The organism is Amycolatopsis sp. NPDC049159 (assembly GCF_040648295.1).
In the GTDB taxonomy this organism is placed as follows: domain Bacteria; phylum Actinomycetota; class Actinomycetes; order Mycobacteriales; family Pseudonocardiaceae; genus Amycolatopsis; species Amycolatopsis pretoriensis_A.
On record NZ_JBEZDL010000009.1, the window covers coordinates 37,966 to 57,646 of the forward strand.

General features: G+C 71.1%; 16 protein-coding genes and 1 pseudogene. 7 read left to right on the plus strand and 10 right to left on the minus strand.

Going from position 1 to position 19,681, the window contains the following annotated elements:
- The first annotated feature begins 5 nt into the window (after positions 1–5).
- Positions 6–320 (plus strand): hypothetical protein, encoded by a 315-nt coding sequence (locus AB0B33_RS18275; protein WP_360772893.1) that lies wholly within the window; start codon positions 6–8, stop codon positions 318–320.
- Positions 321–619: 299 nt separating this feature from the next.
- On the opposite strand, the gene AB0B33_RS18280 is transcribed toward AB0B33_RS18275, so the two are convergent.
- Entirely contained in the window at positions 620–880 is a 261-nt protein-coding gene (locus AB0B33_RS18280) for a hypothetical protein (protein ID WP_247024914.1), read from the minus strand.
- A 621-nt stretch (positions 881–1,501) separates the two neighbouring features.
- On the opposite strand from AB0B33_RS18280, the gene AB0B33_RS18285 reads away from it, so the two are divergent.
- Complete coding sequence (locus AB0B33_RS18285) at positions 1,502–1,834, plus strand: helix-turn-helix domain-containing protein (RefSeq protein WP_360772897.1); 333 nt, start codon at positions 1,502–1,504, stop codon at positions 1,832–1,834.
- Positions 1,835–2,046: 212 nt separating this feature from the next.
- Here the strand turns inward: AB0B33_RS18285 and AB0B33_RS18290 are convergent, their stop codons facing one another.
- Positions 2,047–2,865 carry a GAF and ANTAR domain-containing protein gene (locus AB0B33_RS18290; protein ID WP_360772900.1) on the minus strand — a complete coding sequence of 273 codons (819 nt, stop codon included), beginning with the start codon at positions 2,863–2,865 and terminating at the stop codon, positions 2,047–2,049.
- Between the two features lie 175 nt (positions 2,866–3,040).
- On the opposite strand from AB0B33_RS18290, the gene AB0B33_RS18295 reads away from it, so the two are divergent.
- The 4 genes from AB0B33_RS18295 to AB0B33_RS18310 all read left to right on the plus strand — a co-directional run bounded on the left by AB0B33_RS18295 (position 3,041) and on the right by AB0B33_RS18310 (position 4,449).
- Positions 3,041–3,448, plus strand: coding sequence for a DUF5994 family protein (locus AB0B33_RS18295; protein ID WP_360772902.1), 408 nt, complete (start codon positions 3,041–3,043; stop codon positions 3,446–3,448).
- Between the two features lie 55 nt (positions 3,449–3,503).
- Positions 3,504–3,689 carry a hypothetical protein gene (locus tag AB0B33_RS18300; RefSeq protein ID WP_247024918.1) on the plus strand — a complete coding sequence of 62 codons (186 nt, stop codon included), beginning with the start codon at positions 3,504–3,506 and terminating at the stop codon, positions 3,687–3,689.
- 75 nt (positions 3,690–3,764) lie between these two features.
- Positions 3,765–3,923, plus strand: coding sequence for a DUF6307 family protein (locus AB0B33_RS18305; protein ID WP_247024919.1), 159 nt, complete (start codon positions 3,765–3,767; stop codon positions 3,921–3,923).
- An 82-nt stretch (positions 3,924–4,005) separates the two neighbouring features.
- Entirely contained in the window at positions 4,006–4,449 is a 444-nt protein-coding gene (locus AB0B33_RS18310) for a DUF6292 family protein (RefSeq protein ID WP_360772906.1), read from the plus strand.
- On the opposite strand, the gene AB0B33_RS18315 is transcribed toward AB0B33_RS18310, so the two are convergent.
- Both AB0B33_RS18315 and AB0B33_RS18320 read right to left on the minus strand, forming a co-directional pair.
- On the minus strand, positions 4,446–6,791 hold the full coding sequence (locus AB0B33_RS18315; protein WP_360772909.1) for a ricin-type beta-trefoil lectin domain protein: 2,346 nt from the start codon (positions 6,789–6,791) through the stop codon (positions 4,446–4,448). The two genes, AB0B33_RS18310 and AB0B33_RS18315, sit on opposite strands and share 4 nt — an antisense overlap.
- A gap of 51 nt (positions 6,792–6,842) precedes the next feature.
- Entirely contained in the window at positions 6,843–8,804 is a 1,962-nt protein-coding gene (locus tag AB0B33_RS18320; protein ID WP_360772911.1) for an alpha-L-fucosidase, read from the minus strand.
- 197 nt (positions 8,805–9,001) lie between these two features.
- On the opposite strand from AB0B33_RS18320, the gene AB0B33_RS18325 reads away from it, so the two are divergent.
- Entirely contained in the window at positions 9,002–10,621 is a 1,620-nt protein-coding gene (locus AB0B33_RS18325) for a ricin-type beta-trefoil lectin domain protein (RefSeq protein WP_360773527.1), read from the plus strand.
- A 138-nt stretch (positions 10,622–10,759) separates the two neighbouring features.
- On the opposite strand, the pseudogene AB0B33_RS18330 reads toward AB0B33_RS18325, so the two are convergent.
- From AB0B33_RS18330 to AB0B33_RS18355, 6 genes and pseudogenes are all read right to left on the minus strand, one after another.
- Positions 10,760–11,135 (minus strand): annotated as a pseudogene (locus AB0B33_RS18330) (IS30 family transposase); the annotation flags it as partial.
- A 369-nt stretch (positions 11,136–11,504) separates the two neighbouring features.
- Positions 11,505–12,941 carry an arabinofuranosidase catalytic domain-containing protein gene (locus tag AB0B33_RS18335; protein WP_360773530.1) on the minus strand — a complete coding sequence of 479 codons (1,437 nt, stop codon included), beginning with the start codon at positions 12,939–12,941 and terminating at the stop codon, positions 11,505–11,507.
- Positions 12,942–13,002: 61 nt separating this feature from the next.
- Positions 13,003–14,028 (minus strand): LacI family DNA-binding transcriptional regulator, encoded by a 1,026-nt coding sequence (locus AB0B33_RS18340; RefSeq protein ID WP_247024923.1) that lies wholly within the window; start codon positions 14,026–14,028, stop codon positions 13,003–13,005.
- 60 nt (positions 14,029–14,088) lie between these two features.
- On the minus strand, positions 14,089–15,435 hold the full coding sequence (locus AB0B33_RS18345) for an RICIN domain-containing protein (protein ID WP_360772915.1): 1,347 nt from the start codon (positions 15,433–15,435) through the stop codon (positions 14,089–14,091).
- Between the two features lie 35 nt (positions 15,436–15,470).
- Positions 15,471–16,799, minus strand: a complete 1,329-nt coding sequence (locus AB0B33_RS18350) for a PHB depolymerase family esterase (protein WP_360772917.1) — start codon at positions 16,797–16,799, stop codon at positions 15,471–15,473.
- Positions 16,796–19,666 (minus strand): PQQ-dependent sugar dehydrogenase, encoded by a 2,871-nt coding sequence (locus tag AB0B33_RS18355; RefSeq protein ID WP_360772920.1) that lies wholly within the window; start codon positions 19,664–19,666, stop codon positions 16,796–16,798. The genes AB0B33_RS18350 and AB0B33_RS18355 overlap by 4 nt, the downstream gene beginning before the upstream one ends.
- Positions 19,667–19,681: the final 15 nt, after the last annotated feature.

Sequence of the window (19,681 nt, forward strand, 5' to 3'; positions counted from 1 at the left end):
GCCCGATGACCGACACCGCGTCGGCCGCGGCCGAAACGATCTTCGCCGCGGCAGCCGAACTCGGCACCACCCGCCAGGAAGCCATCCTCGTCACCCGCGCGGTTCACGCGGTCAAACGCGGCCGCCCGACCGACGTCGCACTCACCGACACCGACCAGCACCGGCGGCGCCGGCTCGCCCACGTCGTCGGGATGCAGCTGTGGCGCCCGGACCTCGACGCTGACGCCGTACTCGCCGCTGTCACGACCGCGCCGGCCCGGCAGCCCCGCTCGCCCGCGAACGAGAATCCCCCGCCCCGCGAGCTGCTGCCGGCGAGGTGATCCCGCCGCCGGAGCCCGGCGCGAGACCGAGTCAGCTGCGGTGCCCGACACGTCCGCTGTGGAGACACGGCCGCCCCGCGAGGCGCTGCCAGCGAGGTAATCCCGCCGCCAGACCCGGGCGCGGAACCGGCCCCGAGCCAGCTGCCATGCCCGGTGCGCCCACCGTGGAAGCACAGCTGCCCCGCGATGCGCTGCCGGCGAGGTGATCCCGCCACCGGAGCCCGGCGCGAGACCGGCCCCGAACCAGCTGCGGCGCCCAGTGCGTCCACCGTGGAGACACAGCCGTCCCGCGAGGTGCCTCAGGCGCCGAGCCGGCTGTAGATCCGGCTGGCCAGCGACGCGGCCAGCTGGTTCATCGTGGCGTGCGGGTCGAGCTGCGCGAACTGCCCGAGCAGTTCCGCCGCGGCGTAGGCCTCGGCCTCCGACACCAGCGCCACGCACCGCTCCCGCCGTCCCCGGATCAGCAGCTGCTTCAGCGCTTCGGCGTACTCGTCCAGGTCACGAACCCCGTCCAGGCGATACCGCTCACCGAACGAATCCCGGAAGACCTGATCACTCATGGTGCTACGCCCTTCCCCCGCGCCGGTCCGAGATGCTCCAGAAAATCTATGCCCGCCGAAGTAGACATTCAACGGCGGGTGGGTGTAGCGTTCTCCTCGTACGAAGAGAGACAACGTCAAGCGGCGCGGGAGACGACGTAACTGCCCGCGAGTGCGGCAAGACGCGAGCGGAGCACCTGCGCTCGCGAGGATCAGCAGTTGCAGTCAGTGGTAGTTGTCAGTGCAGTTGCAGGACCGGTCAGGTGGCCGGAGCCGATCGGTGAACGGGGCTCCGGGCAGTGACCAGCGGCGTGAGCGTGCTGGGACCGATCAGTGGAAGGGTTCCCGGCACGTGGCGTCCGCGGTAGTACCGAGTAAGTGGAAAACACCGGAAAGAAGGGAACGGGAGCATCATGGGATCGCCCGCAGCGGGCTGGTAGCGCCGCGCGGGTGCCGTGGTTCCATCGAGTTCGGAGGTGGTGCTCGGTCACGAATGAGCGATCCCCGCTTGTTCCGGCGATGCGCCGGACGCGGGTGCAGGAAGCCGGCGGTCGCGCCGGCGGACAATGGTGAAACCCAGCCCTTGAGGACCCCGGGTGCCGTGCACGGTACCCGGGGTCCTTCGTGTGCCGTGGAGGCCGAGTGATCCCTGACCAAGAAGGACCGGCCACGCCCAGCGCGGCCGACAAGTTCGACGACGAGCACTACCCCGCCTACACCATGGGCCGCGCCGCCGACATGCTCGGCACCACCCAAGGGTTCCTGCGCAGCCTCGGCGAAGCCGGCCTGATCACCCCGCTGCGGTCCGCCGGCGGGCACCGCCGCTACTCCCGCCACCAGCTGCGCGTCGCGGCCCGCGCCCGGCAACTGGTCGACCAGGGCACCCCGGTCGAGGCCGCCTGCCGCATCATCAGCCTCGAAGACCAGCTCCACGAGGCCCAGCGCATCAACACCGAACTCCGCGCCGGCGAGTGAACTTCCCCGGCCCCACCACGAAGTCCACAGTGGCCCGGCGAACTTTTTGAGCCGGGCGGTTCCGCCGGCCCGAGGTCTGGACCGGCGGAACCTGGCCCTGTCTTCCGCGCGCAGAAGACCGGACTTGGCGCCTGACTACCCATCCCGAAAAGAATTCACACCATTCGGGGGCAGCCATTGCGCTGTTCGGCTCCCCAGGCGGCCGTGGCGGCTCAGTCCTCGAGTTCGTGGTGCCGCTCGGTCAGCGTCTGCGCGAGCTCGGCCAGCTTGACGTTGAGGTCCTGCGACGTGCGGCGCAGGATGTCGAACGCCTCGTCGGCGGACACCCCGCGGCGGTGCATCAGGATGCCCTTGGCCTGGCCGATCACGTCCCGGCTGTCGATCGCCCGGCGCAGGTTCCGCTCCCGCAGCGCGGCCGCGGTGTGCGCGGCCGACCCGGCCAGCGCCAGCGAGGCGTGGGACGACAGGACCAGCGCGTGGTTCACGGCCTCGTCGCCGAACGCGCCCGTGCACCGGCCGTAGAGGTTGATCGCACCCGGCGGCAGCTCGGCCTTGCGGTCCGGCAGCAGCGTCGTCGCCAGCAACGACCCGAACCCCAGCCGCGCGGCTCGCGTGCCGAACTCCGGGAACGCCGCCGAGCCGGCCAGGTCGTTCGTGAGGCAGTGCCCGGGCCCCTCCTGGCGGGCCGCTTCCAGACAGGGCCCCTGGCCGGTCCGGTACTGGATCCGGTCCAGCTCCTCGGCCGCTTCCCCGGTGCGGACCGGGGTGTGGAACCCGCCGTCGGCCGAGCGCATGGTGATGCTGACCAGATCGGCACCGGGAACGATCCGCAGGGCCGCGGAAACCACGCGCTCCATCGCCTCGTGCAGGGAGCCGGCTTCGAGCAGGACGGCGGCGAGCGCGCCGAACCGCCGCGCGAGCGGCCCGTCGGTGTCGACGCCGCAGCGGTCCCAGCCGTCGCCCGCCGGTTCCGCGCCGAACGCTGCCCGATCGGCCTCCCAGTCGCCGGTCTGCGCGTCGACGTCGGTCACTCCGAGCTCCTCTTCGTCGCGCGATGACCGCGCACCGACCCCACACCATACCGACCCCGCGAAGACGTCGTGTACGCTCAGTGGTGTCCGAGAGCATTTCGTGCGCAAGTGATCGAGCCTGCGCCGTCCTCGGCCCCAATCCGGTCGTTCACCGGCCGGAGGCGGGAGCACCGACATGCCGTCGGGCCCGAACACCACCCCCTCCGCTTCACCGGCCACCGAAGCACGCTTGCGGCTGACGACGGCCGCGACCGGGCGCTTCGACGGCGCCTGGTGGCCCCACGCCCGTGACCTGTCCGCCGAGCTGCCCGCGCTGCTCGGCGCGGTGACCGAGCGGCTGGGCCGGATCGACCGGGTCACCTACCACCTCGAGGAGTGGCCGGCACCACACCGCCGGCTCGCCTTCGACGAAGGTGTCGTCCGGCTCGAAGGGTTCCGGTCGCAAGCGGCCGGCAGCCTCACCGTGATCGGCTGGAACCGCAAGCGGCTGACGCTGGCGGTGGTCCCGCCGGAAACCGGCCCGGAGACCGCGGAACGCGTCCTCGCGGACGCGGCGAGCGGCCGCACACCGCAGCCCGCCTGAACCACGCCGCTCACACCAGCGTCCACGAAAGGAAACCCCGATCACCACTTCCACAATGGACAGCTTGCTGTTCAGCCACCCCGTCACCGAAGAATCCCGCCCCGGAGCGCTCACCGTGCCCCAGGAGGACCGCTACGGCAGCCTCTTCCGCCAGCCGGTCTACACGCCGTCGCCCGGCAGCGAGCCCGCCCCGCGGCAGCGCTCCGGCGAGGCGGCGTACGACCCGTCCGGCCGCCGCTGACCACCGGCCCCCGGGGGATGCACCCCGCCGGCACGACCGTGCCGGCGGGCACGATGGACCGGTGAAGGAATGACCATGACCACGGATGTCGCTTTCGTCTCCCGTTACGACCTGCGGATCAAGCTCGTGCAGGACGTGCTGAAGGAGAACACGGACCTGTCCGAAACCGCCTGCCAGGCGCTCGCGGTGCGGCTGCTGCACACCATCGACACCGTTCCCGAACGCATGCGGTGACGAGCGGCCCGGCCAGCTGATGCACCCACACCCGGCGGAAACCGCGCGGCAAACTGATCGGACGTCCTCTAGCGTGACCCGGATGGAGCACCCCGAACCCGACATCCGGACGCTCGAGCACGGCCTGAGACGCTACGTGGGCGCGGTGGCGAAGGCGGTCGGCGTCCCGGCCGAAAGCACCACGGTCGAGATCAGCGACACCGCCACCGCCTACCTCGGGCTCCCCCGGCGCTGGCTCGACCGGCCCGACCACGACGTCATGCTGGTGTGGAGCGAACGGCGCGGCTGGTCGCTCGCGGTGGAGACCGAACCCACCGAAGCCCCGGACGTCATCGCCCACCAAGGCAGCGAAGACCTCGTGCCGGCCCCGGCCGCGGTCGCGCGGTTCGTCGCCGACATCGCCGCCGGACGGCGCTCCAGCGGAGCGAGTCCGGCGGTGACGCCGGCCACCCGGGCGTCGCTGGCCGAGCGGCTGCGGCCCTACCTCGACCCCGCGCCGGCCGGCGATCCCCGCGAACGCGGCTAGCTCCGCGTCCACTTCTGGCCGCTGCCGCCGGTGCAGGTCTGCAGGGTCACCGGTGTGCTGTTGCCGGTGCCGCCCGGGGTGAGGCACAGTCCGGATTGGACGCCGGTGATCGTCCCGTCGGCGGCGGCGTTCCACTGCTGGTTGGCCCCGCCGGTGCAGTCCCAGATGATCGCCCGCGTGCCGGCGGTGGTGCCCTGGCTCTCGGCGTCGAGGCACTTGCTCCCGTAGACCTGGAGCTGCTTGCCCGAGGTGAGGGTCCACTGCTGGTTGCCACCGCCGTTGCAGTCCCACAGCGTCACCTGCGTGCCGTTGGTCTGCGACACGTTGGGGACGTCCAGGCAGCGGCCGGATCCGGTGTTGCGCAGCACGGACGTCGACCCGCCGCCCGAGCCGGCGACGGCGAGGTTGTCGAACTGCGCGGTCTCCCCGACGCTCGTGCCGATGCCGACCTGGCCGGCCGGGAAGGTGCTGTCGGTGATCGTGCCGAGCACGGTGCCGTCGACGGAGGCGGTGATGGTGCTGCCGGAGAAGCCCAGTGCCAGCTTGTGCCAGCTGCCGGTGCCGAGCGCGGCCGTCGTGCCGGTGCGCAGGGTCGTGTTCTGCTGGCTGGTGTTGTTGCGCCGGATCGACCACGCGCCCGTGTCGCTCACCCGGAAGTAGTACGCGTTCAGCGCGCCCTGGTTGCCCGTGTCCTGAGAGCCGGCCCGGCCGAGCAGCTCGGCGTAGCCGGATTTCTCCAGCAGCACGTCCGTGCTGAGCGTGTAGTTGCTCCAGGCGATGTTGCCCAGCAGCGCGTAGGGATCGACGAACTTCTTCCACGGGATCGTCTTCTGCGTCGCGGCCTGGCGCACGCACGTGCCCGCGCGGCCGGCGCCGCAGGAGGCGGTCTCGAACGCGCCCTCCATGTCCATCAGGTACTTGGCTTCCTTGCCCTTCGCGTACCCCTCGAAGTCGTCGCTGTAGGGCAGGTTCAGCGAGCCCTGCGGCGGGCCGGCCGCCGTGCCCTTGCCCTGACCGGTGGTGGTCGTGATGGAGTAGAGGTAGCCGGGCTGGACGTTCAGCGAGAAGGCGCCGCCGGACGGCGTGATGTCGGTGCTGTGCACGAAGTGGTCGGCCGGGTTGTTCGAGTTGAGGTTGGTCGCCCACACGTGCACCTGGCCGGTGGACAGGCCGCCGGTGACGTTCAGGTTCAGCGTCTGGGCCGACGTGGCGTCCATCGTCTCGATGACCGTGCTGTAGTCGGTGTTGTTCGGCGACTTGAGCGAGACGTAGCTGCCGTTGTTGCGGTTCCCGCCGAGGTAGCCGCTGGAGGAGTCGAGGTACTTCCAGCCGGGCGCGGTGAACTGTGTCGTGTGTGCCAGCGCCCAGGCGTCCTTGCCGACCGAGTAGTACCCCGACCACGGCTGGTTGGCCAGGATCAGCCCCACGGTCGGCCACGGGATGTTCGGCGTGACGGCGGCGATCAGGTCCCAGTTGAGGTAGGCGGTCATCTTGCCGTCGAGGTAGACGCGGTTGATCCCGCGGGCCAGCGGCTTGGCGCCGTCGTTGTAGTCCTGGGAGCCGTTTTCGCTGGACCACAACGTCTTCCCGGTGTTGGTGACGTTGGCCGGCACGCTGCAGGAGGTCTGCGCGCTGAGGTAGCCGCAGGTGTAGTGGGCACTCAGCACGTCGGTCGCGTTGCGGTACGCCGTGTTCGTCGAGATCGCGCTCGCCGGTCCCCAGTCGCCCGGCCACGAGTCACCGGAGATGACTTTGACGGCGCTGTACCCGTTGGCGTCGAGGGCATTGCGGAGGGTCACGGTCCAGTCGGCGCTCCACTGCTTCTCGTTCTGGACGCTCGTGAGGTAGTCGAGGGTGAGCCCGTGCTGCTTGGCGCACCCCAGCCACGACAGGTAGTAGTCCGTCAGGTCGTTGGAGAAGAAGGTGCCGTTGCCGATCCAGCCCGGTGCGCCCCAGGGCAGGCCCACGAGCTTGATACCGGGGTTGCGCGCCTTCGCCTGTTCCATGAGCCACCACTCGTACCCGCGGTTGCAGTCGAGGTCGCCGCGGAAGTGGGCGTGGCTGGGCTCGGCGCCACTGGTGGAGTTGGTGTCCCCGCCCATTTCCACCTTGAGGATCTGCAGGGCGGCGCCGTAGCCGGGCTTGAACAGGTAGTCCAGGATCTGGCCGCGCTGCGGCTCGGGGTAGTCGATCAGCAGCCTGCTGTTGCCCCCGCCGCCGCTGACCGCGCCGACGCCGTCGAACGTCCGGCCGGCCGAACTCCCGTTGATGGTGATCGACGTGGCGGCCTGCGCCGGTGCGGCGGCCACCAGTCCCGCCGCCAGGACGACGGCTGCGGCCATCGCCGCTCGTACCCTTCCGCGCATGGTCTTTCTCTCCTGTCGGGAACGGGCTCAGACGGCCGTGACGGTCCACTGGTTGTTGGTGCTGCTGTTCGGTGCCCACAACACGACGGCCGAGCCGGCCGCGGTGCTGCCCGCGCCGTCGAGTGCCGTGCCGGTGCCGCGGTTGACGATCTGGTAGCGCCCGCTGCCGGTGCCGGTCAGCCGCCACTGCTGGTTGTCGCTCCCCGTCCAGGCCGCCTGCACGGCGTTGACGCCGTTGCCGGTGCGCCCGCCGCTGTCGGCGACCATCCCGTTGGTGCGGTTGACGATCCGGTGGTACCCGGTGCCGAGGTCGACCAGCTGCCAGTGCAGGTTGGTGGAGCCGTCGTAGGACCACTGCTTGAGCACCGATCCGGACGCGACGGTGCCGCCGCTGTCGAGCACGAGCCCGGTCGTGGCGTTCGCGATCCGCACCCAGCCCGTGGTCGCCGGACCGGGGATCTGGCCGGCGAAGGTCAGTTTCACCACGTACGCCGGCGCGCTGAACGGCGCGCCGGACGACGGCATCCGGATGTGCAGCCCGGAACCGTCCTGCGTGCGGTCGGGCAGGTCGGTGTAGGACCCGGCGGTGGTGCCGAGCAGTTGCACCGTCTTCAGCGAGGCGAGGTCGATCCGGCTCGAGCCGAGTGTCGTGACGTCGAGCGTCCCGCCCGGCCAGCCCAGGACCGTGGCGTACAGGACGGTGCCGTCCTTGCTCCGGGTGAACCGGATGTCGCGGTTGGTGCCTTCGCGCGGCGTGGTGAAGGACCCGCCGCCCATCTGCGTCGGGCCTTCGCCGTAGACCGACCACGCGCGCGTCGCGTAGATCGACTCGCCGAAGCGGCCGAGGTAGTCGCCGATGCCGAGCAGGATCGTGCGCTGCCCGGCCGGGATGGTGCCGTCGGCCGTCGGCGCGATGTTCAGCAGCATGGTGCCGTTCTTGCTGACGCGGTCGATCAGCGCGTGCAGCATCGCCTTCATCGAGTAGTAGCCGATGCCGGTCGTGTAGCACCAGCTGGAGGAGGAGATGCTGTCGTCGGTCAGCCAGTACGGGTTCTGGATGTCCCCCGGCCCGCCGCGCTCGAAGTCGAAGACCTCGCCCCGGTTGTCGAAGCCGTCCTTGTAGGTCGCGACGACGTCCTTGTTCCACGCGACGGCCTGGTTGTAGTAGTGCGCCAGGAAGTTCAGCCGCCGCGACTCGTCGACGCGGGGCAGGTTGAAGTCCTGCCAGAGCAGGTCCGGCTGGTAGCCGTCGACGACTTCGGCGAGTTTGTCGTACCACAGCTGGTTTTCCGCCGCCGAGCCCAGCTGCCCGTACAGCTTGCGCAGACCGGCGTCCGACTGCGCGGGAACGTGGTCGTAGTAACCGGTGAAGTGGTAGGCGTGGTGCAGCGACACCATGAACTTCAGGCCGCGGGCGCGGATCGCGTCGGCGTGCAACCGCACCAGGTCCAGCCGCGGCCCCTTGGCGACCGAGTTCCACTCGTTGACGGCGCTGTTCCACATCGAGAAGCCGTCGTGGTGCTCGGCGACCGGCCCGGCGAACCGGGCACCGGCGTCGGCGAACAGCTGCGCCCATTCGGCGGGGTCGAAGTTCCCGCCCGCGGACTTGAGCTTCGGTGCGAACTGGACCCAGTTGCCCGCCTTGTCCCGGGCCCCGTTGACGAAGTTGTGGTACGGCCACGCCGACGGGTCGCCGTACACGGCTTTGTGGTGGTTGTTCTCCGCCGAGCCGCCGACGTACATGTTGCGCGGGTACCACTCGTTGCCGAACGCGGGCACGCTGAAGACGCCCCAGTGGAAGTAGATGCCGAACTTGGCGTCCTGGAACCATTCCGCGGCGGGCGGGTGCTGGTCGACCGACGACCAGGCGGGCGTGTAGCTGCCCGGTCCGGCCGTGGCCCCGGCGGTGCCGCCGCGCAGGAGGCCGGCCGCCGCGGCACCGCTGACGGTGATCAGGCCCAGCACGGTGCGACGGCTGAACGAGGACATGTCGGAAAGCCTCCTCGGAATCGAGCGGCGATGCGGAAGTTAACGCTAACAGCAAACCCGCCGTCGTTCTGAAACTTTCACGACTTCCGTTCGTTCGGCGGAACACCTTGCCAGGTCGGGAAATCCGGGTATTGCCCAGTCCGGAACCGTCCGGCGAAGGTGAACACCGCGAAACGACCCTCGGGAAAGGGACGATGATGCCCGCACGAAAGCGCCGACGGATTGCGTACCTGTTCACCGCCGTGGCGGTGGCCGCCACGGCCTGGTCACCACCGGCCACGGCCGCGCCCGGCAGCCCGGCGCTCACCCCGCCGCTCGGCTGGAACAGCTGGAACAGCTTCGGCTGCGGGGTCAGCGAAAGCGCGGTCCGCCAAGCGGCCGACGCGATGGTCTCCTCGGGGATGAAGGACGCGGGCTACCAGTACGTGGTCGTGGACGACTGCTGGTTCGACCCGCAGCGCGACAGCCAGGGTGCCCTGCGCGCCAGCCCGTCGAAGTTCCCCGGCGGCATGCAGGCGCTGGGCGACTACATCCACAGCCGCGGCCTCAAGTTCGGGATCTACCAGGTGCCGACCGACCGGACCTGCGCCCAGCGGACCGGCACCTACCCCGGCTCCACCGGCAGCGCGGGCCACGAGGCCCAGGACGCCCGCACCTTCGCGTCGTGGGGTGTCGACTACCTCAAGTACGACTGGTGCTCCCCCGCCGGGACCCGCGACGAGCAGGTCGCCCGGTTCACCGTGATGCGCGACGCGCTGCGCGCCACCGGCCGCCCGATCGTCTACAGCATCAACCCCAACAGCTACCACGCGATCACCGGCGACAAGTACGACTGGGGCCAGGTCGCCGATCTCTGGCGCACCACCGAAGACCTGCTCGACATCTGGCAGAACGGCAACACCAACAGCTACCCGATGGGTGTGGGCAACGTCCTCGACGTCACCGCTCCGCTGGCCGCGCAGGCCGGTCCGGGGCACTGGAACGACCCGGACATGCTCGTGGTCGGCCGGCCCGGGCTGTCGCTGACCGAGTCCCGGGCCCACTTCGCCCTGTGGGCCCTGATGGCCGCGCCGCTGATGGCGGGGAACGACATCCGCACCATGTCCGCCGACGTCGGCGCGATCCTGCGCAACCCGCGGCTGCTGGCGGTCGACCAGGACCGGCTCGGCGCCGGCGGCCGGCGGGTGCGCGACGACGGCGACGTCGAGGTCTTCGCCAAGCCCCTGTCCGACGGGTCGGTGGCGGTCGGCCTGCTCAACCGCGGGAGCGCGACGACGACCGCCGGCACGACCGCCGCGCAGATCGGCCTGTCCGGCACCGCGTTCACCCTGACCGACCTGTGGACCGGCACCACCTCGACGACCACCGGCGCGATCAGCGCGAGCGTGCCGGCGCACGGGGTCGCCGCCTACCGGGTGTCCGGCGGTTCCCCGCGGGCCGCCACGACGTCCCGGTTGCGCGGCACGGGATCGAACCGCTGCCTCGACGTCGAGAACGCCTCGACGGCCGCCGGCGCGGGCACGGTGATCTGGGACTGCCAGACCGCGGCGAACCAGCTCTGGACCACCTGGGACACCGGTGAGGTCCGCGTGTTCGGCGACAAGTGCCTCGCCGGCACCACCAGCGGCGCCCGCGTGCTCAGCCGGCCGTGCACCGGGCAGGACGACCAGAAGTGGACGTTCGCCCAGGACGGGACGATCCGCAACGGTCAGTCGGGGCTCTGCCTGGACGCCGAAGGCGCGGCCACCGCCAACGGGACCCGCGTGCTCCTGTGGACCTGCAACGGGCAGGCCAACCAGCGGTGGGCCCGCGCCTGACCCCTCCCGGACCGGCCGGGTCGTGAGCGGGAAACGTGGGTGTTCCAAGTGGTTGCCGCAACAGGCCCTTGAGTAGACAGTAGCGGGTTGAGTCGCTCGGCTGGGGTGTCCCAGCCGAGCGTCTTACGAGGACGACCGTAAGTACTGACGCAGCAGGCCGTTGGTGTTCTCATTCGACCCGCGCTGCCAGGGTGAATGCGGGTCGCAGAAGTAGATCGCCATCTCGGTGGCCATCGTGATCGTGGCGTGCCGGGCCATCTCGGTGCCCTGATCCCAGGCCAGCGACCGGCGCAGCTCCGGTGGTGCGCTCGACCAGGGTGCCGATGACCGACCGGCTGTCCTTGCCGACGATCAGGTCGCCTTCCCAGTGCCCCGGGACGGCCCGGTCGGCGGCCTCGGCCGGCCGGGCGGAGATCGGCACCATCCCGGTGATCTTGCCTGCGCGGGTGCGGCGCCCGTCGGGGGTGCGCTGGGGTGCGCGGATCGCGCGTCCGGTGCGCAGGCAGGCGATCAGCCTGGCAGCGATCTGTTGCGAGGACCACCGGGCGGTCAGGTCCTGCTGGACCCGGTCGTGCAGGACCATGATTTCTTCGCGTTCGCCAGGGACAGATAGCGGCCCGAGCAGGCTGATGGCGCGTTGGTGATCACGCCGCCAGCCTGCTCGGATCTGGTCCCAGAACGCCACCCGGACGTCGCGGGGCAGTCAGCGTCGACGGTTTTCCGTCATGGCAACACCTCCAGTGTCAGGTGTTGCGACGACCGCTAGAACCCGAGGGGTTCCCACCCTCCTGAACACTCACGACCCCAGGGGAACGGAGACGGGGTGGGGGCGGCCGCCCGATCGACCGGCCCCACCCCGCTCTCCCCGCGGGTGCAGCGGCCCTCAGCGGTAGCCGGCGGCGACCACGTTGGCCTGCACCGCGTTCTCGGTCGCGTCGGACGGGTAGCCGGCGACCATCGCTCCCTCGTAGAACGTCCCCGCGCTGAGGTTGGCGCCGCCGCCGGGCTTGCAGCAGTCGCCGCCGCTGCCCAGGACGATCGCCCCCTGCTTCTTCATCGGGCTGTACCCGTTCGGGAGGCCGCCGTCCCACAGGGTGGTGAGACCGCCGGACTGGGCGTCGCTGCCCTTGAGGGCGAACCGCGAAGTCCCGTTGTTCTTCAGCACCGCCGTGACGAACTTGCTCGTGAACGCCCGCTGGTTCGGGTTCCACGTCTGGCTGCCGCCGGGGTAGAGCCCCCACTCCAGGTCGCCCTGCACCCACGGGCCGGTGCCGGAGCAGCCGCCGAACCAGCACTGCTTGCCGAAGTTGATCGCGTCCATGGCGCCGGCGGCGTCGGCCTTCCTGGTCGTTTCGCTGTTGCCGTAGTCGAAGCAGCAGCCGCTGTTGACGTGCGTCCCGCTCGTCACCATGTACATGCCCTCGGGCGCGCTGCCGGTGGGCACGCCGGTCAGGTGCCCGTCGCGCCAGTAGCTGTTGCCCGGGTTGATGTAGAGCGAGTACGCCTTCCGGCCGCCGACCGTCAGGGACTCCGAGGTCGCCTTCGCGGGACTGCTCTGGCTGGAGCCGGGGACCACGCTCGAGCCCTGGTACCACAGGTCGTTCCCCCGGCCGGACTGGTCGTAGACCACCGTGACGACGCAGGAAGTCCCGGTGCAGAAGGAATCCTGGGCCGAAGCGTCGGCGGCGCCGCCCGCGGCCACCACGCCGACGTCGCGGGTCGCGTTGTCGGACGCGCGCCGGACCTGGTACAGGTTTCCGCCGTAGGAGCCGTAAAGCGCGCGCACGGTGCTGTGCGCGGCGACGCACGGTGTCCCGCCCGAGGCGTAGATGTCGCACGGGCCCGCCCCCGAGGGCGGTGTGCTCCCGGTGCTCCACCGCTGGTTGCTCTGGCCGTGGCAGGTCCAGATGATGACCGCGGTGCCGTTGGCCGTGCCGGCCCCGGTGACGTCGAGGCACAGCCCGGACTGGACGCCGGTGACCGTCCCGTCGGAGTTCTGCCGCCACTGCTGGTTCGCCCCGCCGGTGCAGGACCAGATGATCACCGCCGTCCCGGGCGCGGTCCGGTTGCCGTAGGCGTCCACGCACCGCGTCCCGTTCAGCGTCCGCAGCTCACCGGCGGTGGTGAACTCGAAGGCCTGGCTCGCCTGGCCGGTGCAGTCCCGGATCTCCAGCGCGGTGCCCGGCGTGTCGACGCCGCCCTGGACGTTCAGGCACCGGCCCGACGCCACACCGGTCAGCGCCGTCGCGGCCGCGGACGCCGGCGTCGCGCCGGTCAGCGCGGCCGCCACCATCGCGGCCAGGACCAGTACGGCCCGCACCGCGTTGACTCGAGTGGTCACGAATCCTCCTAGGGGCAACTGAGTGTTAGCGTTAACACAATCAAGCGGAAGCGCGCAGGACCAGCTCGGTGTCCAGCACCGCGCAACACGGAGTGGCCGAGCCCCCGAGCATCGCGAGCAGCTCGTCGGTCATCCGCGCACCCATCTCCTCGATCGGCTGGCGCACGGTGGTGAGCGGCGGATCCGTGCGCAGGCCGATCGGCAGGTCGTCGAACCCGATGACGGCGACGTCGGCGGGTACCCGGCGACCGGCGCGGTGCAGCGCACGCAGCGCGCCGACCGCCATCATGTCCGAAGCCGCGAAGATGGCGTCGACGTTCGGCCGGCGCTCCAGCAGGCGCGCGGTCGCCTGCTGGCCGGACGCCTGGCCGAAGTCCCCGAAGACCACCAGCCCCCGGTCACCGTGCCCGGCACCCACCACGGCCTGCCGGTAGCCCAGCAGCCGGTCCACGCCCGCGGTCATGTCCTGCGGCCCGGCGATCGTCGCCACCGACCGCCGCCCCGCGTCGAGGAGCCGCTGGGTCGCCCGCTCGGCGCCGCCGCGGTTGTCCACGTCGACGTAGGAGAACCGGCCCGGCTCCCCCGCGCACACCGGACGGCCGCCGAACACCACCGGGATCCCGAGCCAGCCCAGGTCGAGCGGGCGGCGCCCGTGCATCCCGACGACGAGCGCCCCGTCGACGTGACCGCCGTCGAGGTAGCGCACCACCGGCGCCTGGTAGTCCTCCGTCGCGGGCACGGTCAGCAGCACCAGCTGCAGCCCCGCCGCGGTCAGCTCCCGCCCCGCACCCGCGGCGATGCGGGCGAAGAACGGGTCGGCGAACAGCCGCAGGACCTCTTCGCACACGACCAGCGCGACCGATCCGGTCGGTCCCGCCGCCCCTCGCGCGGCCCGCTGGCGGGCGTAGCCGAGCGCCGACATCGCGGACTCGACCTGCTTGCGCGTTTTCGGCCGGACCCGGGGAAAGCCGTTGAGCACGCGGGACGCGGTGGCGGTGGACACCCCCGCCGCTCGCGCGACGTCGGCCAGGGTCGGACGGAATTCGGGTGACTCGGCGATGGACACGGTGGCTCTCCCAAGACGTCGTTGTCTTCGCGGGCTCGCTCGAGGATATCGCCGGGTGCCTCAGGTGCGCTGAACCCGGAACCGCTGGTTGGCGCCGCCCGACGGCGTCCACTGGGAAATCCGGGCGCCGTCGGCGGTCGAGGCTCCCCACACGTCCATCGCGAGGCCGCTCAGCCGGTTGACCAGGCCGACCACGCCCCCGCCCTGGTCGGTCACCCGCCACTGCTGGGCGGCGGCGCCGGAGTCCGGCTGCTGGCTGATGTCGGCGCCGGTGGCCGAACTCGCCACCTGCAGGACCAGGCCGCTGTGGCGGGCGCGGATGCGGTAGTAGCCGTCGCCGGAGTCGAGGAAGTCGAACTGCTGGTTCTGGCCGCCGGTCGCCGGCCACTGCTGCAGCAGCGCGCCGGCCGCGGTGGAGACGCCGCTGATGTCCAGGAGCTTGCCGCTGTGCTCGGCCGCGAGGGTGTAGTTCACGCCGACCTGGACCGGTGCCCCGGACGGCGGGGTCGACGAGTCGAACTGGGTGATGAACTTCCAGACCTCGCCGGACGTCCAGGTCTGCCAGCCGCTGCAGGTGCACCCGTCCCGCGGGCCGGGGTCGTGGCCGCCGTCGAAGGCGGCCCAGACCACCGGGTACCCGGCCCGGCAGCCGGAGTAGGCCGTGACGATGTGGGTGTGGCTGCCGCTCGAGGGCTCCGGCGGGTTCTGCGCGGTGCAGCCGTTGTTCCGGACGAACTGGTCGCGCAGTGAGCGGCCGGACGCGATCGGCAGGACGTTGTCGCCGATGCCGTGCATCCCGATGTAGGCGACGGGCTGCGTGCCGCCGGCGCACCCGCTGAGGTTCGCCCCGGAGTAGACGGCGACCGCGCGGAAGACGGCGGGCCGGGCGCAGGCGAGCCCGTAGCTCATCGCGCCGCCGTAGCTGAACCCGCCGGCGAAGACCTGGGAGGTGTCGACGCACAGCGCGCTTTCGAGCTGCCTCAGCAGGTCGTCGACGAACGTGACGTCCTGGCCGCCGGGGTTGGCCCAGCCGTTGCCGTTGCCCTGCGGCGCCACGAAGATCGTGTTGTTGCCCGCGGTGTCGGCGAGCCGCCGGAGCCCGTAGTAGGACCAGTTGTAGCCGTCGGTCCCACCCGAGTCGACGTCGTTGGCCGTGCCGCCGCGCCAGTGGAGCCCGACGAACAGCCGGTAGGCGTGGGTGCTGTCGTAGTTCGCGGGGACCCGCAGGATGTAGCTGCGGTTCTGGCCGCCGCTGGAGATCGTGTGGCTGCCGCTCGCCAGCCCGGGGGCGGCTCCGCAGCCCGCGGTGCCCGCGGCGGGGGCGGCGGCTTGCGCGGTCCCCGCCCCGGACATCGCCACCAGCGCCCCGATCGCGGCGGACGCGAACAGACGTCTGAACTTCACCATCGCGCGAGCTCCTTTCTCGTCACAGGGGACGCCGATCAGGTCCGGGTCCACTGCTGGTTCGTGGCGTGGGTGCAGGTCCCCAGCCGCACGGCGGCGCCGTTCGCGGTCGAGGCTGCTTCGAGGCAGAGCCCCGATTGCGGCGCGGTGATCGTGCCGTCCGCGTTGACCTGCCACTTCTGGTTCGCCCCGCCGTGGCACGCCCAGATGATCGCGGCCGTGCCGGCGCTGGTCCCGCCGCCTTCGGCGTCCAGGCAGCGGAGGGTGTCGCCGGAGTAGACGGTCAGTTCCCCGGCCGCGGTGGCCGTCCACGACTGGTTCGCGCCGCCGTGGCAGTCCCACAGCTGCAGCCGCGTCCCCTGCGTGGCCGACTGGCCGGGTACGTCCAGGCACCGCCCGGCCGCGACCGACCGCACCGGGCTCCCGGTGGGTGCGCTCCCACCCGTGCTGTCGAGGCCGAGGAAGGAGATCGCGTACGCGAGCATCCCGTTCTGCGGCAGGGTGTGCCCGGTGCCCGCGATGGTGATGCCCTCGACCGGGGGCTGGGTGCCGGTGCCGCCGTAGCGGTTCCGCGTCCACGACGACTGCGGGTGGTCGGTGGCGGACGGCGTCTGGCTCAGCCCGCGCAGGGCGGTCCACTGCTTGATCTCTTCGCCGTAGTTCGGGTACGCCAGGGTGGTGTCCTGGTTCCCGTGCCACAGCTGCATCCTCGGGTAGCCGCCGGAGTAGCCGGGGTACATCGCGTGGGCCTGATCGGCCCACTGCTGCGCGGACTTGACGACGTTCCCGCCCGCGCACTGGCTGTTCCACAGCGAACCGTCGGTGGTCGCGAAGCACCCGGCCGGCACGCCGGAGAACGCGGAAGCGGCGGAGAAGACGTCCGGGTACTCGGCGGCGAGGACGTTCGTCATCATGGCTCCCGATGAGAAGCCGCTGACCACGATCCGGCCCGGGTCCACGTTGTAGTGCTGGCGGGTCCAGGCGACCATCGCCATGATGCCGGTGGAGTCGCTGCCGCCGTCGCGGGTCAGGCCCGCCTTCGTGGAGACGTCGAAGCAGTGCCCGTCACGCGTCGCTTCGGGTACGACGACGAGGTAGCCGTACCGGTCGGCCGCCGTCGCGTAGTCGTGCCCGTTGCCGTTGAAGATCGCGCCCGCCGAACCGCTGCAGTAGTGCACGAGCACGAGCAGCGCCGGCTTGGCCGCCGGCTTGTCGGGCACGTAGAGGTACATGCCGAGGTTGGTCGGGTTGGCGCCGAAGCCGGTCACGCGGGTCAACGCGGCGGCCGACGCCGGACCGGCGGTCAGCGCCACCGTCAGGGGCAGCAAGAGCAGCGTCGCGAGCAGGGCGCGGATCACGTGTCTCATCGGAGGCTCCACTGCTGATTGGCGGCCTGGGTACCGCAGGACCAGAGGATGATCTTCGTGCCGTTCGCCGTGCCCTGGGCGTTCGCGTCCACGCACAACCCCGACTGGACACCGGTGATGGTGCCGTTCGCGTTGACGTTCCACTGCTGGTTCGGCTGGCCGGTGCAGTCCCAGATGATCACCTGCGTGCCGTTGGCGGTGCCCTTGCCGGACGCGTCGAGGCACTTGTTCCCGTAGACCGTCAGCTGCTTCCCGCTCGTCGGGGTCCACTGCTGGTTGGCGGCCTGGCTGCCGCAGTCGCGCAGCTGGACCTGGGTGCCGTTCGCCGTCGAGGAGTTCGGCACCTCCACGCACCGGCCCGACTGCGTGCCGACTATCTGCTTCCCCGACGGCGGCGGGGTACCCGGCAGGCCGACCCCGGCGCCGGTGTAGTGGATCCAGTTGACGTTGAACAGGTACGCGGCTCCGGACTGGCCTGCGGGGTTGCGGGCGACGAAGTACAGCGTTCCCGTGCCGGCCGGGGGGTTGGCCAGGCCGACGGCGAAGTCCTGCCAGTTCTGCCAGCCCCCGGTCCCGGTGATCGGCACCGAGGCGACCAGCGCGCCGTCCGGGGCGTTGCGGTGCACCTCCAGCGTGCCGCCGGACCCGCCCGAGGACGCCCGGACCTCGAGGCCGGTGACGCCGTTCAGCGCGAGCGGGTCGACCGACCACCAGTCGCCGTCCTGGATGAACGCCGCGCTGCTGCCGCCGCCCATCGGGTCGGTGGCGGCCTCCACGGTGACGCCCGCGGTGTCGGTGCCCTTCCCGTCGGCGGTGCGGCCGGTGGCGGTGTAGAACTCCGCCTGCTTGTGCTTGGGCTGCAGGACCACCTGCGCGCGACCGGTGATCGGGTTGGCGCCGCCGGACCCGCCCTTGTCGGTGTAGGACGCCTCGAGGACGTAGAAGATGTTGTCGTTCTCGCTGTGCCCGGACGAAAGCGTGGTCTGGATCGAGGCGGTGCAGCCGTGGTACTGGTCGAGCGGGTGGCCGTGCTCGTCGTGGCCGAGGTAGGCCTGGACGGTCACCTGCCCGCAGTCGACCGCCCCGTCTTCGGGGTCGGTGACCGTGACGGCGACGTTCACCTTGTCACCCCAGTCGAACACCCCGCCGCTCGGTGGCGTGGTGAAGGTGAGGGTCGGTGCCGTGTTCCCCGCGGTGACGGTGACGCTCGCGGTCCCGGTGGCGCCCGCCGAGTTGGTCACGGTGAGCACCGCGGTGTAGTTGCCGGCGGCGTAGGTGTGCCCCGGGTTCGCCGCGGTCGAGGTGGTGCCGTCACCGAAGTTCCACGAATAGCGCAACGCGGACCCGCCGGGATCGGCCGAGCCGGCGCTGCTGAAGTTCACGGTGAGCGGGGCCGGGCCGCTGGTGCGGTCCGCGGTGGCCTTCGCGACCGGCGCGGCCGAGCCGCCGCCGAGGTAGTCGACCCGGTCGATCGACGCGTCGCTGTTGCCGCCGCCGTACCCGGTCCCCCACTCGATGACGTAGAGCGCGCCGTCCGCGCCGAACTTGAAGTCCATCGGCCGGTTGAACTTCACCGACGGCAGCAGCGGGTCGATCGAGGTGACGTTCGTGCCGTTCCCGTCGAGCTGGAAGGTGTACATCGCGCTGGTGTTCCACTCGGCGAAGACCGCGCGGCCGTCGAAGTCCACCGGCCACTTGCGGGTGGAGGCGAGGTTCGGGTCGAACCGGTAGACCGGGCCGGCCATCGGCGCGCCGCCGGACAGCTGCGGGAAGTGCGCCGGGTCGGCCTGGTAGTGGTAGTAGACCTGGGCCGGGATCGCGGGCGGCAGCTTGGTCAGGCCGGTGTTGTTGGGCGAGCTGTTGGTGGGGCCGCCGGCGCAGTCGAACTGCGCGCCGGACGCGCCGGTGGCGAAGTTGTACTGGTTGTAGGCCAGGTTCGGGCCGACGCAGAACGGCCAGCCGGCGTTGCCGGGCTTGCTGACGACGTCCCACTCGACGGTGTTCTGCGGGCCGCGGGTGGAACTGGCGTTGGGCGCGTCGGGACCGTAGTTGGCCACGAGGGGGTAGCCGGTCTTGGGATCGAGGCCCATCCGGAACGGGTTGCGCTCGCCCATCGTGTAGATCTCCGGGCGGGTGTTCGCGGTGCCGGGGGCGAACAGGTTGCCGGAGGGGATCGTGTAGGTGCCGTTGGTCTCCGGGTGGATCCGCAGGACCTTGCCGGACAGGCTGTTGGTGTTGCCCGCGGTGCGTTCGGAGTCCCAGTACGCGCGCCCCGAGCGCTGGTCGAGCGGGCTGTACCCGTCGGAAGCGAACGGGTTGGTGTTGTCCCCCAGCGACAACCACAGGTTCCCGTTCTTCTTGTCGATCACCAGGCCCGCGCCGTGGTGGCAGCATTCGGCGCGCTGCACCGGCACGTCCAGCACGACCTTCTCGGTCGACTGGTCGATCGTGTCGCCGCTGACGGTGAACCGGCTCAGGCGGTCGACGTTGCCGGCGTTGTTCGGCGAGTAGTAGACGTACACCCACTGGTTCGCGGCGAACCCGGGGTCGAGCCCGATGTTGAGCCCGCCGGACTCGTTGGCCGTGAAGACGTTCAGGTGCGTCGCGAGGACCGCGGTGCCGTTGGGCTTGACGACTTTGACGTCACCGAGGCGGTCGATGTAGAACACCCGCCCGTCCGCCGCCACGTCCATCGCCATCGGGTTGCCGGTTTCGGTGTGCAGCGTGACCTTCTGGAACTTCGAGTCCGGCGGCAGCGCCGCCGCGGCCGCCGGGCCCACCGGGGTCGTGAGCACCGGGACCAGTGCGGCGGCCAGGACCCCGGCCACCGCCAGCGCGCCGCGGCGCAGCGCGGAAAATCCGGACATGACGAGCTCTCCTCG

Bases quoted from the DNA above. Each gene is read 5' to 3' on its own strand.
- AB0B33_RS18275 (WP_360772893.1), top strand. From the start codon at position 6: ATGACCGACACCGCGTCGGCCGCGGCCGAAACGATCTTCGCCGCGGCA.
- AB0B33_RS18280 (WP_247024914.1), bottom strand. From the start codon at position 880: ATGAGTGATCAGGTCTTCCGGGATTCGTTCGGTGAGCGGTATCGCCTG.
- AB0B33_RS18295 (WP_360772902.1), top strand. From the start codon at position 3,041: ATGCCGTCGGGCCCGAACACCACCCCCTCCGCTTCACCGGCCACCGAA.
- AB0B33_RS18300 (WP_247024918.1), top strand. From the start codon at position 3,504: ATGGACAGCTTGCTGTTCAGCCACCCCGTCACCGAAGAATCCCGCCCC.
- AB0B33_RS18305 (WP_247024919.1), top strand. From the start codon at position 3,765: ATGACCACGGATGTCGCTTTCGTCTCCCGTTACGACCTGCGGATCAAG.
- AB0B33_RS18310 (WP_360772906.1), top strand. From the start codon at position 4,006: ATGGAGCACCCCGAACCCGACATCCGGACGCTCGAGCACGGCCTGAGA.
- AB0B33_RS18315 (WP_360772909.1), bottom strand. From the start codon at position 6,791: ATGGCCGCAGCCGTCGTCCTGGCGGCGGGACTGGTGGCCGCCGCACCG.
- AB0B33_RS18320 (WP_360772911.1), bottom strand. From the start codon at position 8,804: ATGTCCTCGTTCAGCCGTCGCACCGTGCTGGGCCTGATCACCGTCAGC.
- AB0B33_RS18325 (WP_360773527.1), top strand. From the start codon at position 9,002: ATGCCCGCACGAAAGCGCCGACGGATTGCGTACCTGTTCACCGCCGTG.
- AB0B33_RS18345 (WP_360772915.1), bottom strand. From the start codon at position 15,435: ATGGTGAAGTTCAGACGTCTGTTCGCGTCCGCCGCGATCGGGGCGCTG.
- AB0B33_RS18350 (WP_360772917.1), bottom strand. From the start codon at position 16,799: ATGAGACACGTGATCCGCGCCCTGCTCGCGACGCTGCTCTTGCTGCCC.
- AB0B33_RS18355 (WP_360772920.1), bottom strand. From the start codon at position 19,666: ATGTCCGGATTTTCCGCGCTGCGCCGCGGCGCGCTGGCGGTGGCCGGG.